This is a genomic window from Actinomycetospora chlora (genome assembly GCF_039542135.1).
In the GTDB taxonomy this organism is placed as follows: Bacteria; Actinomycetota; Actinomycetes; order Mycobacteriales; family Pseudonocardiaceae; genus Actinomycetospora; species Actinomycetospora chlora.
On record NZ_BAABHO010000050.1, the window covers coordinates 19,309 to 32,296 of the forward strand.

General features: G+C 73.3%; 15 protein-coding genes. 9 read left to right on the forward strand and 6 right to left on the reverse strand.

What is annotated here, in order from left to right; genetic code table 11:
• The first annotated feature begins 12 nt into the window (after nucleotides 1-12).
• The 5 genes from catC (at nucleotide 13) to ABD994_RS24580 (ending at nucleotide 3,436) form a co-directional block, all read left to right on the forward strand.
• Nucleotides 13-294 (forward strand): muconolactone Delta-isomerase, encoded by a 282-nt coding sequence (catC, locus tag ABD994_RS24560; protein ID WP_345421699.1) that lies wholly within the window; start codon nucleotides 13-15, stop codon nucleotides 292-294.
• A gap of 51 nt (nucleotides 295-345) precedes the next feature.
• Nucleotides 346-1,110: a 3-oxoadipate enol-lactonase gene (gene pcaD / locus ABD994_RS24565; protein ID WP_345421702.1), complete on the forward strand. Its 765-nt coding sequence runs from the start codon at nucleotides 346-348 to the stop codon at nucleotides 1,108-1,110.
• Nucleotides 1,107-1,898 carry a CoA transferase subunit A gene (locus ABD994_RS24570; RefSeq protein ID WP_345421705.1) on the forward strand — a complete coding sequence of 264 codons (792 nt, stop codon included), beginning with the start codon at nucleotides 1,107-1,109 and terminating at the stop codon, nucleotides 1,896-1,898. The genes pcaD and ABD994_RS24570 overlap by 4 nt, the downstream gene beginning before the upstream one ends.
• On the forward strand, nucleotides 1,895-2,548 hold the full coding sequence (locus ABD994_RS24575) for a CoA transferase subunit B (protein ID WP_345421708.1): 654 nt from the start codon (nucleotides 1,895-1,897) through the stop codon (nucleotides 2,546-2,548). The genes ABD994_RS24570 and ABD994_RS24575 overlap by 4 nt, the downstream gene beginning before the upstream one ends.
• A 264-nt stretch (nucleotides 2,549-2,812) precedes the next feature.
• A complete protein-coding gene (locus ABD994_RS24580) occupies nucleotides 2,813-3,436 on the forward strand; it encodes a hypothetical protein (RefSeq protein WP_345421711.1) in 624 nt (207 codons plus the stop codon).
• On the opposite strand, the gene ABD994_RS24585 is transcribed toward ABD994_RS24580, so the two are convergent.
• The 3 genes from ABD994_RS24585 to ABD994_RS24595 all read right to left on the reverse strand — a co-directional run bounded on the left by ABD994_RS24585 (nucleotide 3,433) and on the right by ABD994_RS24595 (nucleotide 7,088).
• Nucleotides 3,433-4,311 carry a hypothetical protein gene (locus ABD994_RS24585; protein ID WP_345421714.1) on the reverse strand — a complete coding sequence of 293 codons (879 nt, stop codon included), beginning with the start codon at nucleotides 4,309-4,311 and terminating at the stop codon, nucleotides 3,433-3,435. The genes ABD994_RS24580 and ABD994_RS24585 overlap by 4 nt on opposite strands.
• 138 nt (nucleotides 4,312-4,449) lie before the next feature.
• On the reverse strand, nucleotides 4,450-6,429 hold the full coding sequence (locus ABD994_RS24590; protein ID WP_345421717.1) for an acetoacetate--CoA ligase: 1,980 nt from the start codon (nucleotides 6,427-6,429) through the stop codon (nucleotides 4,450-4,452).
• A gap of 17 nt (nucleotides 6,430-6,446) precedes the next feature.
• Nucleotides 6,447-7,088, reverse strand: a complete 642-nt coding sequence (locus ABD994_RS24595) for a class I SAM-dependent DNA methyltransferase (protein WP_345421720.1) — start codon at nucleotides 7,086-7,088, stop codon at nucleotides 6,447-6,449.
• Between the two features lie 160 nt (nucleotides 7,089-7,248).
• Here ABD994_RS24595 and ABD994_RS24600 point away from each other — a divergent pair, with 160 nt between their 5' ends.
• The 4 genes from ABD994_RS24600 (at nucleotide 7,249) to ABD994_RS24615 (ending at nucleotide 10,351) form a co-directional block, all read left to right on the forward strand.
• On the forward strand, nucleotides 7,249-8,352 hold the full coding sequence (locus ABD994_RS24600; RefSeq protein ID WP_345421722.1) for an MFS transporter: 1,104 nt from the start codon (nucleotides 7,249-7,251) through the stop codon (nucleotides 8,350-8,352).
• A gap of 75 nt (nucleotides 8,353-8,427) precedes the next feature.
• Nucleotides 8,428-8,856 (forward strand): CBS domain-containing protein, encoded by a 429-nt coding sequence (locus ABD994_RS24605; protein WP_345421724.1) that lies wholly within the window; start codon nucleotides 8,428-8,430, stop codon nucleotides 8,854-8,856.
• 34 nt (nucleotides 8,857-8,890) lie between these two features.
• On the forward strand, nucleotides 8,891-9,865 hold the full coding sequence (locus ABD994_RS24610; RefSeq protein WP_345421726.1) for an aldo/keto reductase: 975 nt from the start codon (nucleotides 8,891-8,893) through the stop codon (nucleotides 9,863-9,865).
• Between the two features lie 99 nt (nucleotides 9,866-9,964).
• Nucleotides 9,965-10,351 carry a VOC family protein gene (locus tag ABD994_RS24615; RefSeq protein ID WP_345421729.1) on the forward strand — a complete coding sequence of 129 codons (387 nt, stop codon included), beginning with the start codon at nucleotides 9,965-9,967 and terminating at the stop codon, nucleotides 10,349-10,351.
• Nucleotides 10,352-10,357: 6 nt separating this feature from the next.
• Here ABD994_RS24615 and ABD994_RS24620 read toward each other — a convergent pair whose 3' ends face one another.
• The 3 genes from ABD994_RS24620 to ABD994_RS24630 form a co-directional block, all read right to left on the reverse strand.
• Complete coding sequence (locus ABD994_RS24620; RefSeq protein ID WP_345421732.1) at nucleotides 10,358-11,524, reverse strand: macrolide family glycosyltransferase; 1,167 nt, start codon at nucleotides 11,522-11,524, stop codon at nucleotides 10,358-10,360.
• A gap of 214 nt (nucleotides 11,525-11,738) precedes the next feature.
• Nucleotides 11,739-12,035 (reverse strand): Dabb family protein, encoded by a 297-nt coding sequence (locus ABD994_RS24625; RefSeq protein WP_345421735.1) that lies wholly within the window; start codon nucleotides 12,033-12,035, stop codon nucleotides 11,739-11,741.
• Nucleotides 12,032-12,931: a GntR family transcriptional regulator gene (locus tag ABD994_RS24630; RefSeq protein ID WP_345421738.1), complete on the reverse strand. Its 900-nt coding sequence runs from the start codon at nucleotides 12,929-12,931 to the stop codon at nucleotides 12,032-12,034. The genes ABD994_RS24625 and ABD994_RS24630 overlap by 4 nt, the downstream gene beginning before the upstream one ends.
• Between the last annotated feature and the right edge of the window lie 57 nt (nucleotides 12,932-12,988).

Genomic DNA, 12,988 nt, shown 5'->3' on the forward strand with positions numbered 1-12,988 from the left:
CGGGAGCACCTCGTGCAGTTCCTCGTCCGCATGGACGTCCGCCTCCCCCACGACATGCCGCAGGACGTCGCCGACGACCTCCGCGCCCGCGAGAAGGCCCGCGCGCACGAGATCCAGCGCGCCGGCAAGTGGCCCGAGCTGTGGCGCGTGGTCGGGCAGTACGCCAACTACAGCCGCTTCGACGTCGAGTCGGGCGACGAGCTCCACCAGCTGCTGACGAGCCTGCCGCTGTTCCCGTACATGCAGGTCGAGGTCACGGCGCTGACCGTGCACCCCTCGAAGCTCGAGTCCTGATGAGCGGAAGTCCGGGGTTCACCGGGCGCCGTCGCCGGGCACGGTGAGGGCGTGAAGCTGCACCACGTCTCCGACGGTCCCGACGACGCGCCGCCGCTGGTCCTGCTCTGCTCGCTGGGCAGCACGGTCGACATGTGGGCACCGCAGCGCCGGGAGCTGGCCGACGAGTTCCGGGTGATCTCGCTCGACACCCGGGGCCACGGTGGCTCCCCGGTCCCGGACGGGCCGTATACCGTCGAGGACCTCGCCCGCGACGTCCTCGAGACCCTCGACGACCTCGGGGTCGAGCGCGCCGCGTTCGCCGGCGTCTCGCTGGGCGGCGCGATCGCCCAGTGGATCGGCCTGCACGCCCCGGAGCGCGCGAGCAGCCTCGCCCTGCTGTGCACCGCGGCGCGCTTCCCCAACGGCGACGCCTTCCGCGAGCGCGCGACGACCGTCCGCGCCGACGGTGTCGGGACGATCGCCGACGCCGTCGTCGCCCGCTGGTTCACCGACGACTTCGGCGACGCGCAGCCCGACGCCGTGCGCCGGATGCGCGACATGATCGCCTCGACGCCGGACGAGGGCTACGCGTCCTGCTGCGAGGCCGTCGCCGGCTGGGACGCGGTCGACGACCTCGGCGGCATCCGCCCCCCGACGCTCGTCGTCAGCGGCGTCGACGACCCGGCGACGCCGCCGGAGTGCCAGCAGCAGCTCGCCGACGGCATCCCCGGCGCGCGCCTCGAGTCGGTCACCGGCGCGGCGCACCTGGCCTCCTACCAGCGGCCCGAGGTCGTGACGCCGTTGCTGCGCGAGCACGCGAAGGGATCATCATGATCGACAAGACGGTGGGGTCGGCCGACGAGGCCGTCGCCGACATCGGTGACGGGGCGTCGCTGGCGGTCGGCGGGTTCGGGCTGTCCGGGGTGCCGATCGTGCTGATCGACGCGCTGTCGCGCGGCTCGGCGACCGACCTGCACGTCGCCTCGAACAACTGCGGCACCGACGGCTGGGGCCTGGGCGTGCTGCTCGAGCAGCACCGCATCGCGCGGGTCGTCGCGTCCTACATCGGCGAGAACAAGGAGTTCGGCCGCCAGTACCTGGCCGGCGAGCTCGAGCTCGAGCTGACCCCGCAGGGCACCCTGGCCGAGCGGCTGCGCGCCGCCGGCTCGGGCGTGCCGGCGTTCTACACCCCTGCCGGGGTCGGGACGTGGGTCGCCGACGGCGCCATGCCGTGGCGCTACGCGACGGACGGTTCGGTCGCGGTGACCTCGCCGCCGAAGGAGGTGCGCGAGTTCGAGGTGGACGGCGAGCGGAAGCCGTTCGTCCTGGAGCGCTCGCTGGTCTGCGACTTCGGCCTGGTCCGCGCGGCGAAGGGCGACCGGCACGGCAACCTCGTGTTCCACCGCTCCGCGCGGAACTTCAACCCGCTCGCGGCGATGGCCGGGCGCACGACGATCGCGGAGGTCGAGGAGCTCGTCGAGCCCGGCGAGATCGACCCCGACGACGTCCACCTGCCCGGCATCTTCGTCCACCGCGTGGTCGAGCTGACCGCCGAGCAGGTGGCGAACAAGCACATCGAGAAGCGGACCCTGAGTTCGACTCCTGGGCAGGAGAACACGTGAGCCTCACCCGCGAGCAGATGGCCGCCCGCGCCGCGCGGGAGCTGACCAACGGCTCCTACGTCAACCTCGGCATCGGGCTCCCGACGCTCATCCCCAACCACCTGCCCGACGGCGTCGACGTGCTGCTGCACTCGGAGAACGGTCTGCTCGGCGTCGGCCCTTATCCGACCGAGGACGAGGTCGACCCCGACCTCATCAACGCCGGCAAGGAGACCGTGACCGTCCGCGAGGGCGCCTCGTTCTTCGACTCGGCGCTCTCGTTCGGCATGATCCGCGGCGGCAAGGTCGACATCGCCGTACTCGGGGCGATGCAGGTCGCGGTCAACGGCGACATCGCCAACTGGGCCGTCCCGGGTGCGATGGTCAAGGGCATGGGCGGGGCGATGGACCTCGTCCACGGCGCCCGCCGGGTGCTGGTCGTCATGGAGCACGTGACGAAGAAGGGCGCGGCCAAGCTCGTCGAGTCCTGCTCGCTGCCCCTGACCGGCCGCGGGGTGGTCTCCCGGGTGATCACCGACCTCGCCGTCGTCGACGTGACGCCCTGCGGCTTCGTGCTGCGCGAGCTCGCCCCCGGCGTCACGGGCGACGAGGTGCGCGACCAGACCGACGCGCCCCTGACCGACGCCGCGGACCTCGCCGAGGTCGCCTGAATCCCCATTCATCGGCAGGCGGCGCGGAACCACCATTCTTCGGCAGACAACGTTTGTCGACGAGGGCGCCGGCACCGCCGCTGAGCAGCAGCGATGAGTATCCCCTGCGCGAAATCGCTACACATTCGACGAATACCGAGTCGTCACGGCATTGCCCGGTGCCGCCGTGGCGGGAAATAGTCCCGCATTCCCCGCCACCACCCGATCGACGGCCCGACCAGAGGTGCCGATGACGCCACCACGTTCCGGGACGGTGACACTCCGGTGATCACCGACAACGACCTCTCCCCGATCCCCGCGGGCACGGCGCGCGCCCTCCTGCGGGTGCCGCGCCTGGCCGTCGGTGAGCGCGCGGCGGCGGCGCTCGCCGACGCCTCGCTCGACCGCGTCGAGCGCGTGGCGCTCCGGCTGCTCGCCCGGGCGGCCCTGTCCGAGCCGGAGGTCCGTGGGGCGCTGCGGTCCGAGGCCGACGAGCTCGACGCGGCGGTGCGGGACACCCGCGCCGTCCTCCGCGGAGCGACCCCCGAGCCCGTCCACCGGCCCGTGGAGACCGCGCTGCTGGACCCCACGGGCACGATCGTCTGGGTCAACCGGGCGTGGGACGACTTCTGCGTGGCCAACGGCGGCGATCCGGCGAGCTGCGGGGTCGGGTGGTCCTACCTCGCACTCTGCGACGAGGCCGGCGACCCGCGTAGCGCCGAGGTCGCCGCCGCGATCCGCAGCGCCCTGCGCGGCGACCTCCCCGCTCCGGCGCGCCTCGAGGTGCCGTGCCCCGCGCCGGACCGCCCGCGCGACTTCGACGTCCTCGTCTCCTCGCGGCGCGGCGACGCCGGAGACGTCCTCGGGGCGACCGTCACGCTCTCCGAGGTCGTCCCCGTCCGCGCCTAGCCCGTGGGCTGCTCCGGCGTGGCGGGCAGCGTGAGGTCCGGGGGAGCGTCAGTGGTGTACACGCGACCCGTCGCGCTGCGCGCTCGCCGACCGAGGCCCCGGGCCTCCATCAGCGCCCGGTCCTCGGGCTGGGTCAGCTCGGGCGACCACCGGGTGAAGTCCTGCCAGCCCACGGTGAGCCCGAAGTCCTCATAGAGCACGGCGGCGTTGACGAAGCCCGCGCGCCACCGGCGCACGAACAGCTCCCGGTCGGCGTGGGTCGCGAGCCGGTCGTGCTTGTTGATCGGGTTCATCGACATCCGTATCTCGTCAATGTCGTCGATCAGGTCGGTGACCTGCCTGAGTGACCGCGTGGTCTCCTTCGAGGCGATCATCAGCTGGGCCCACCGTGCGAGGATCAGCCTGGCGGTCTGGTTGGTGCGCAGGAGAAGGTCGTGGGCGGTGAGGACCCACTGGCGGTCCTGCAGGAGGACGGCCAGCCGTGCGACATCCTCTGGCGGCACCGCCCCACCTCGCGCCACGTCGGTCTGCGCGACGACGTCGAAGCCGTGCGAGGCGAGGATGCCGGCCACGACGGCTTGCTCGGCGTCAGTGACACGGAAGTCGACGTCGACGTGCACGGCCTGGCCGTTGAGCAGGAACCACAAGGCGTTCTGGTAGGCGCAGGGCACGTTGGCCATGGCGCCGAGCGCCGTCGCCGTGATGATCTCGGCACGCCGGTTCTCCTGACGAGAGAGCCAGCGCTCCACGAGAGTCGCGCCGAGCACCACGAAGACGAGCGAAGAGACGATGTTCGTCAGCATTGCGTGGCCGGCCCAGAAGTCGGAGAGGACGCCGGTCGGCCAGTCCGACACCACGATGGCCAGCAGGAGCACGAGAAGCAAAATGTAGAGCGGCCGTCGTGCGCATGATCGGTCCATGGCCTCCCCGTGGCGCCGACGGGCGGCTGTCGCCCCGGCGCCGTCGACCTTGCCCTACCGGCCGGACCGCACCACGGGGACCCGGACAGCCGGTCAATCGCGTGCCCGCGCCACCACCGTCTCGAGCGCCTCCGGGTTGCGCAGGGCGTCCTTGCTGACGGCCTTCTCCACCGGGGTGCCGGCGAGGATGCGCTTGACCGGCACCTCGGACTTCTTGCCGTTGAGCGTGCGCGGGATGTCGTCGACGACGAGGAACCGGTCGGGCACGTGGCGCGGGGAGAGCTGGCTGCGCAGGGCCTTCTTGAGGTCGCCCTCCACCGACTCGAAGGTGACGCCCTCGGCGAGCACCAGGAAGCACAGCAGCTCGCCGCCGTCGCGGGCGCCCTCGAGGCCCGAGGTGTCGATGACCAGCGAGTCGAGCACCTCGTCGAACGACTCGACGACCTCGTAGAACTCCGCGGTGCCCATCCGCACACCGCCGCGGTTGAGCGTCGAGTCGCTGCGCCCGCGGATCACCAGCGAGCCGCGCGGGGTGATGCGGATCCAGTCGCCGTGGCGCCAGGTGCCGGGGAAGTCCTCGAAGTAGGACTCGCGCATGCGGCTGCCCTCGGGGTCGTTCCACAGCATCACCGGCATCGACGGCATGGGCCGGGTGATGACCAGCTCGCCGACCTCGTCCACCACCGGCTCGCCCTGCGGGTCGAACGCCTCGACCGCGGCCCCCAGCGCCCGGCAGGAGATCTCCCCACGCCACACCGGCACCCACGGCGAGACGCCGACGAACGCGGCGCACACGTCGGTGCCGCCGGAGACCGAGGCGATCTGGATGTCGGCACCGACGGCGTCGCGGATCCAGTCGAAGCCCTCGGGCGAGAGCGGCGACCCGGTGGAGCCGATGCTGCGGACGGCCGAGAGGTCGAACCCGTCCTTCGGCACCAGCCCGGCCTTGAGGCAGGACTGCACGAACGACGCCGACGTCCCGAACACCGTCACGCCCTCGTCGGCGGCCATTTTCCAGAGCACGTCGAGGTCGGGGTGGCCCGGGCTGCCGTCGAACGCGACCACCGTCGAGCCCACCAGCAGGCCCGAGATGAGCAGGTTCCACATCATCCAGCCGGTGGTGGTGAACCACGTGAAACGGTCCTCGGGACCCAGGTCGTGCTGCAGGGCCAGCGATTTGAGGTGCTCGACGACGATGCCGCCATGCGAGTGCACGATGCCCTTGGGCAGGCCCGTCGTGCCCGACGAGTAGAGGATCCACAGCGGGTGGTCGAACGACACCGGGTCGACCGCAGGCTCCGCGCCGTCGTGGTCGGTGAACGCCGCCCAGCCGACGACGTCGTCCTGCCCGTCCCAGGCGCCCTCGGTGACGTAGTCGATGGCGACGGTCGCCCGCAGCGTCGGCAGCTGCTCGCGCAGCTCGGCCACCGTGCCCCGGATGTCGTAGGACTTGCCGTTGTAGAGGTAGCCGTCGACCACCACCAGCACCGACGGCTCGATCTGCGCGAAGCGGTCGACCACTGCGCGCGGCCCGAAGTCCGGCGAGCAGGACGACCACATCGCGCCCAGCGAGGCGGCGGCGAGGAACGCGACGAGGGTCTCGACGGTGTTGGGCGCGAGCGCGACGACGCGGTCGCCGAAGCCGACGCCGAGCTCGAGGAGCCCCGCCCGCGCGCGCCCGACGTCGGCGCGCAGCTCGCCGAACGTCCGCGTCACCCGCCGGCCGTCCTCGCGCACCGCGACGATCGCGACGTCGTCGTCCCCGCCGCCCTCGCGGGGCCACAGGGCGTGCTCGGCGTAGTTCAGCGTCGCGCCCGGGAACCAGCTCGCGCCCGGCATCTCCGCCGACCCGAGGACCTCGCGGGGCTGCTCGTGGAAGCGCACCCCGAGGTGGTCGACGATGGTGCCCCAGAAGGCCGGCAGGTCCTCGGTCGACCAGCGCCACAACTGCTCGTAGGTGTCCACGGTGACGCCGTGCTCGCGCGCCGCCCGCTCCGCGAACGCGGTGATCCGCGCCTGCTGCACCGTCGTCTCGTCGGGTCGCCAGAGGATCTCGGGGGCGTCGTCGGTCATGCCCCCCGTTCTATCTGTCAGCGGGCCGTGAGCACCAGCATCCGCGCCTCCACCCCGACGCCGGCGCGGTAGGGCGTGAGGTCGGCCGAGACGAGCTGGGCCGCACCCGCGTCGACGAGACGGTCGACCTCGGCGCGGAACCCGCCGGACTCCCAGACGTCGTCCAGCACCGTGGCGACGACCCAGCCCTCGGGACGGGTGACGCGCACGAACTCCGCGAGCGCCGCCGGCCCGACGTGTCCGTGGGTCAGCGTGCCGACGCAGACGACGACGTCGTAGGCGTCGCCGTCCATCGGCAGCGCCCGGGTGAGGTCGACCGGCTCCAGGGAGCGGTAGGCGCCGGTGGCCCGGGCCTGCTCGAGCATGCCGGGCGAGACGTCGACGCCGTCGATCACCCGCACGCCGCGGCGCGCGAGCTCCGCGCCGACCAGGCCAGTCCCGCAGCCCGCGTCCAGCACGGTGACGTCGGGCCCCGCCTCCCGCACCACGGTGTCGGCGGCGAGACCGGGGGCGACGTAGCCCTGGCTGGCGTCGGCGAGGTCGTGGTCGTAGTCCTTCGCCCACTCGTCGTAGAGCGCCCGCGCGTCGTCGGGGCCGTGCAGCCCGTACGCCCGCTCGATGTAGGTGCTGCCGCCGGTCGGGGTCGAGTGCTCGCTCATGGCCCTCCCACGTGAGTAGAAAACGACCCTATAAGGGCCGCAACTGCTCACCTAGGCTGAGCACGTGCAGAACGCGTTCCGTCGACATTGATCGCCTGATCCTCGGGTCCCGCGCGGGTTCGGTACCCGGGTCGTCGCCGTCGAGGCGCTCGGCCAATGCGTGCCGCTCTACCCGCTCTACGCCCTGCTCTTCGCCGACCACGGCCTCTCCGACGCCGCGATCTCGGCGCTGTTCGCCCTCTGGTCGGTGACGACGCTCGTCCTCGAGGTGCCCTCCGGCGCCTGGGCGGACGTGACGTCGCGGCGCCGGATGCTCGCGCTGTCGGGCGTCCTGTCGGGCGCCGCCTTCGCGCTCTGGGTGCTGGCCCCGTCGGCGCCGGCCTTCGCGGTCGGGTTCGTGGTGTGGGGCATCGGCATCGCCCTCGGCTCGGGCACGCTCGAGGCCCTCGTCTACGACGCCCTGGCCGCCCGGGACGCCACCGACCGGTACGCGACGCTCATGGGTCGCGCCCGGTCCGGCTACCTCGCCTCCACGCTCGTCGCGACGCTGCTCGCCGCCCCGCTCGTCGAGGCCGGGGGCTACGTGCTGCCCGGGCTCGTCGGCACCGGCGCCTGCCTCGCCGGCGCCGCGCTGGCGCTGACGCTGCCGGAGGAGCCGCGCCCCCGACCCCCGCGGTCGTCGGTCCGCGACACCCTCACGGACTGGTGGACCACCCTGCAGGACGGCCTCGCCGAGGTGTCCCGCACCGCCCTGCTGCGGCGTGCGGTCCTGGTCACCGCCCTGCTCACCGGGCTCATGGCGTTCGACGAGTACCTCCCCCTGCTCGCCGCCGACCGGGGAGCCGCGCCCGCGACGACCGCTCTCGTGCTGGCCGGGGTGGGCGTCGCGGAGACGGCGTGCGTGGCGCTCGCCGGCCGGGTCGCCCGGGCCCGCGGCGCGGTGGTCGGCGGTCTCCTCGCGGGCGCGGCGGTCGCGGTGGGCGCCGGGGCCCTGCTGCCGCTCGGACCCGGCTTCGCCGCGATCGCGCTCGGCTGGGGCGTGCTCCAGCTGGTGCTCGTGGTGGTCGAGACCCGGGTGCAGGATGCCGTCGACGGCGAGGCCCGCGCCACGGTGACCTCGGTGTCGGGGCTCGGCGCCGAGGCCGTCGCGCTCGGCGTCCTGGCCGTGGTCGGCGCCGGCTCGGTGGCCGTCTCCCTGCCGGTGCTCCTCGCCGCGCTCGCCGTCCCGCTGCTGATCCTGGGCCCGTTCGTGGGCCGACGGTGACCCTGCGGGTCTGGTCGAACCCGGACGGTCCCTGCCATATTCGTCGCAGCTGTGAACCCGACGAAGGGAACGGCCATGCGCATCGCGGACGTGCTCGCTCGCAAGGGGACCTCGGTGCTGACGGTCCCTCCCGAGGCCCCGATCACCGACCTGCTGGCGGTGCTGGCCGAGCGCAACGTCGGGGCCGCCGTCGTCTGCGAGGGCGACCGGCTGGCCGGCATCGTCTCCGAGCGCGACGTGGTGCGGCACCTCCACGAGCGCGGCGCCGACCTCCTCGCCGCACCGGTCGCGGACATCATGACGACGGTCGTCGCCACCTGCCGCGCGCACGAGGACGTCCAGGCGCTCAGCCGGACCATGACCGAGCGGCGCATCCGGCATGTCCCCGTGGTGGACGGCGACGGGAAGCTGACGGGGATCGTCAGCATCGGCGACGTCGTCAAGAGCCGGATCGACCAGCTCGAGGAGCACCGCGACCAGCTGGAGGCCTACATCTCGGGCTAGTTCGACCGCCCCGGACCGCGGGTACGCGGCCCGCATGGAGATGACGAGGCTGGGCAAGACCGAGCTGCAGGTGTCGCGGATCGCGTTCGGCACCTGGCAGGTCTCGGGCGAGTGGGGTTCGTACGACGCCGACCAGGCGCAGAGGGCCATCCGCCACGCGCTGGACCTGGGTGTGAACTTCTTCGACACCGCCCAGGCGTACGGGTTCGGGCAGTCCGAGGAGGTGCTGGCCAACGCGCTGCGTTCCGAGCTCGACCGCGACCGCGACTCCGTCGTGATCGCCACCAAGGGCGGCATCAACCCCGGCACCGACCGGCCGCGCGACTCCCGGCGCGAGTACCTGCGCTCGGGGGTCGAGTCGTCGCTCACGGCGATGAAGATCGACCACATCGACCTCTACCAGATCCACTGGCCCGACGAGCAGACGCCGTTCGAGGACACCGCGGGCTACCTGCAGGAGCTCGTCGACGAGGGCAAGATCCGCCATGTCGGGGTGTCGAACTTCGACCAGGACCAGATGGCGGCGTTCGACCGTCGACGTCCGGTGGAGACCCTCCAGCCGCCGTACCACCTGTTCCGCCGCCACATCGAGGACGGCGTGCTGCCCTACGTGCGCCAGCACGACATCGGCACGCTCGTCTACAGCCCGCTGGGCTCGGGCCTGCTCACCGGGACGATGGACGAGAACACGACGTTCGAGGACTCCGACTGGCGCTCGCAGGCGTCGGCGTTCCGGGGCGAGAAGTTCCGGCAGAACCTCGCGGTCGTCGAGCGGCTCGAGGAGTTCGCTGCCGACAAGGGCTGCGAGGTCTCGCAGCTCGCCATCGCGTGGGTGCTCGCCCAGGACGGCATCGACGTCGCGATCGTCGGCGCCCGCTCGGACAAGAACATCGAGCGCTCGCTCGCCGCGGTCGACGTGCGACTGAGCAGCGACGACCTCGCCGAGATCGAGAAGATCACCGCCGACGGCGTCCAGGTCACCGGCGCCTCCCCGGAGGGCGTGGCGTAGCGCGACGGAGCCGGACGGACACCCGACGTAGTCCTGGCGAAGGATCACCTGATCCCACTACGCTACGTCGGGTTCTGTCCGTCCTCCGGAGGAGTCCCGATGACCGCGTCCACCGCCACCACCGTCACGAACCTCGGCGTCGCCATGTTCAGCGTGGCCGACCAGGACGCCGCCATCGCCTTCTACACCGACAAGCTCGGGTGGGAGCTGCGGGGCGACACCCGATTCGGGGAGAACGGCGAGAACCGCTGGGTCGAGGTCGCCCCGCCGGGCTCGACGGCCCGGCTCGCGCTCAACCCGCCGATGGGCGGGCAGCCGGGCGGCGGGGGCATCGGCGTCGAGACGCCCGACGTGCGGGCCGAGCACGCGCGCCTGCGCGAGGCCGGCGTCGACGTCGACGACGTGATGGAGGGCCCGGGCGCCCCGACGCTGTTCATGATGCGCGACCCCGACGGCAACCACCTCGCCGTCGTCCAGGTGCCGTAGCGGGTCTCACCGCCGGAGCTCCGCCTCGACCAGGTCGGCGGCCGCGGACGCACCGCCCGCGTTCCGCAGGACCGCCCGTTCCTCCGCCAGGCGGTGACCGACCTCCGCCGACGACGTCACCGCCAGCAGCGCCTCGCGCAGCACCTCCGGCGTCGCGTCCTCGGCAGAGACCGCCCGGGCCACCCCCGCGGCCTCGAGCATCGCGGCGTTGCCGAACTGGTCGACCGCCTGCGGGATCGCGATCATCGGGACGCCGTGCCAGAGCCCCTCGGCGCAGCCGCCCATCCCGGCGTGGGTGACGAACGCGCTCGCCCGGCCGAGCACCCCGAGCTGCGGCACCCACCGGTGGGCGGTGACGTGCGCCGGCAGCTCCCCCAGCGCCGCGGGATCCACGTGCGGGCCCACGGCCAGCACGACCTCCCACCCCAGCGGCGCGAACGCGTCCGCGCAGGCGCGGAAGAGGGCGGGGTGGTCGTGGTACGCGGAGCCGAACGACACGAGGACCAGCGGCCGCTCCGGCGCGGGCCAGTCCTCCTCGGCCGCCCGCCGGGCCAGGTCGGGCCCGACGAACGTGTAGACGTCCGGGTCGACGCGGCCCGCGCAGGGCTGCAGCACCCGCGGGATCTCGACGATCGAGCGTCGCGGCCGTCCGACGAACCGCTCGGGGTCGTCGTCGATCCCGAACCCTCGCAACCAGGACGCGAAGCGGTCGAGGTAGGCCCGGTAGCCCGGGGTGTCGCGGAAGGCGAGGTCGTCGGCGAGGTCGGTCTCGTAACCGTCCCAGGCCACGAGCGCGGGCGAGAGCTGGACGACCGGGATGCCCCAGCGCCGGGCCAGGACGATCGCCGGGTAGCCGCCGATGTCGTGCAGCGCGACGTCGGGGACGTCGCCGGCCAGCGCGTCGGCGATCTGCGGCAGCGCGTGCTGCGCCTCGTCGACGAAGAGCGCGGTGCCCGCGACGGGGTCGGTCGGCCACTGCTCGCCGCGGTCCTGGTCGGGCAGGACGGACGTGTGGACCAGCGGCGTCGCGCCGGTCGCCGCGACCATCGCGGCGAAGGGGGCCGGGATCGCGTAGGTGACCCGGTGGCCGCGGGCGACGAGCTCCGCGACGACGGGCAGGTGGGGGCGGGTGTGGCCGTGCGCGCCGGCGCCGACCACGAGGACGTGGGCCATGGGGGTGCTCCGTGAGCGGGGTGGACGAGGGCAGCGGTCAGCACCGCCGGACGGGGTCCGGCGGCGCCGTCACGGGCTCGTCAGAGGTGGAGCTGGACCAGGAGCACGGCGGGCACGCTAGGGCCGACACGTCGCGCGGGCGACCGATTTCCCGACGCGACGGAGTGGCGCTACGGACACTGGACGTCAGCGGGGCCGCACCGCTGACATCACCTCAGTCGGGCAGGGCGAACTGGATGCGTTCGATCGACTCCGAGATCGGGGCGAAGAGCTCGCGGCGGATGCGGTTGTGCTCCGGATCGGCGTCGTAGACCCGGTAGGCCTCGTCGTCGACGAAGTCGGCGGTCAGCGCGAAGTGCGCGTTGCCGTCGCGCAGGCCGCGGTCCTGCCCGCCGACGAGGCGGAACGCGACGCCCTCGACGGTCAGGTCGCGCAGGGCCTGGATCGCCGCCTCCACCTGCTCGGCCGGGACGCCCGCGCGCACCCGGCCCACCACCACGTTGCGGATCACGAGGAGATGGTGACGCCGTCGAGCAGCGCGCGCAGCCCCGTGTCGAAGATGCGCTGCAGGTCGAAGGGGTAGTCGCCGACACGGCGCAGCGCGGGCCCGCCGTGGCGGCGGAGGTGCTCGTGCAGCGTCGTGTCCTGGCCGGCCCAGGTGTCGGCGTCGATCCCGGTGTCGGCCTCCGCGTCGAGCTCGGCGGCGAGCTCGACCGCCATGCCGCGCACGAAGCTCGTGATCGCGATGTGCAGGTCGAAGCGGGTGATCGGGTCGTCGACGACGGCCTCCAGCGCCGCGAGCTCCGCCTCGGCGAACCGCAGCAACGCGGGCGAGGCCTGGGGTCGGCTCAGCGACAGGGCGCGGGCGAGCCACGGGTGGCGCCGGTGCAGGCGCCACTGGCGCCGCGCGAGCGCCTCGAGCCGCGCCCGCGCGGGGCCGGTGCCCGCCGGCAGCGCAGCCGACGCGAACACGGTGTCGATCATCCCGACGACGAGGTCGTCCTTGCCGCGCACGATCCGGTACAGCGACATGGTCGGCACCCCGAACGCCGCCGCGACCCGCCGCATCGACAGCGTCACGAGCCCGTCGACATCGGCGAGCTCGACCGCGACGGCCGCGACGTCCTCGCGCGTCGGCGTGCCGCCCCGCCGGGGCCGCACCGGCTCGCCGCCCCGGGGGTCGGCGACGACCGACCCGACCCGCGGGACGGTGCGCACCCAGCCGGCGTCGCGCAGCAGCGTCAGCGCCCGGGCCGCGGTCGACAGCGCCACCCCGTGCTCGACGGCCAGGGCGCGCGTCGAGGGCACCCGGTCGCCCGGCGCGAGCCCGCCGTCGACGATGCGCGCGCGCAGCGCGGCGACCACGCGGTCCGACGGCAGCTCGCCCTGTGCTGACTGTCCCGGCACAGCTCCCTCCCCGCGTCGCCCTGACCGGCACCGTTCCTGCTCGTACACCGTATCGAG